This is a genomic window from Luteococcus sanguinis, from assembly GCF_039527675.1.
Classification (GTDB): Bacteria; Actinomycetota; Actinomycetes; order Propionibacteriales; family Propionibacteriaceae; genus Luteococcus; species Luteococcus sanguinis.
Window position 1 is genome coordinate 1 of the sequence record NZ_BAAAKI010000035.1, and the last position, 692, is coordinate 692.

Genomic DNA, 692 nt, shown 5'->3' on the forward strand with positions numbered 1-692 from the left:
GGTCCTGGCGCACCGCGCGCTGCACCGGCAGGGCCCAACCCACACCAGCGCCGCGACCGGTGTTCCCGCGCGCACCGTCTCGGCGATCTGGAAGCGTCATCACATGCCCCCGTTGGCCCACCTCGATCCGATCACCGGAGCAGTGATCCGCGGCAGCCAGGCCACCACACGCCGCTACGAACGCGAGCACCCCGGTGAGTTGATCCACCTCGATGTCAAGAAGATCGGCAAGATCCCCGACGGCGGAGGCTGGCGAAGCCGCGGACGGGCCGCGACCAGCACCGAGAGGAACAAGCGGGCAAAGATCGGCTACGACTACGTCCATGCAGCCGTCGACGACCACACCCGGCTGGCCTACATCGAGATCCACGACGACGAGAAGGGACCCACCTGCGCTGGTTTCCTCACCCGCGCCGCTGCCTTCTTCGCAGACCACGGCATCACCCGTATCGAGCGGGTGATCACCGACAATGCCTTCGCCTACCGCAACAGCAGCGACTTCAAGGCGGCAGTCGCAGCCCTCGACGCGAAACAGAAGTTCATCAAGCCCCACTGCCCCTGGCAGAACGGCAAGGTCGAGCGCCTCAACCGAACCCTGGCAACCGAATGGGCCTACCGACAGCCCTTCACCAGCAACCAAGCACGCCGCGACGCCCTTGCCGACTGGCTCACGTTCTACAACACTGAACGAG

At 65.8% G+C, this 692-nt stretch carries 1 protein-coding gene; it reads left to right on the plus strand.

Annotated elements, in window-relative coordinates:
- Positions 1-692, plus strand: a 692-nt coding sequence (locus tag ABD089_RS13720) for an integrase core domain-containing protein (RefSeq protein ID WP_343887027.1), incomplete at both ends; no start/stop codon positions are given.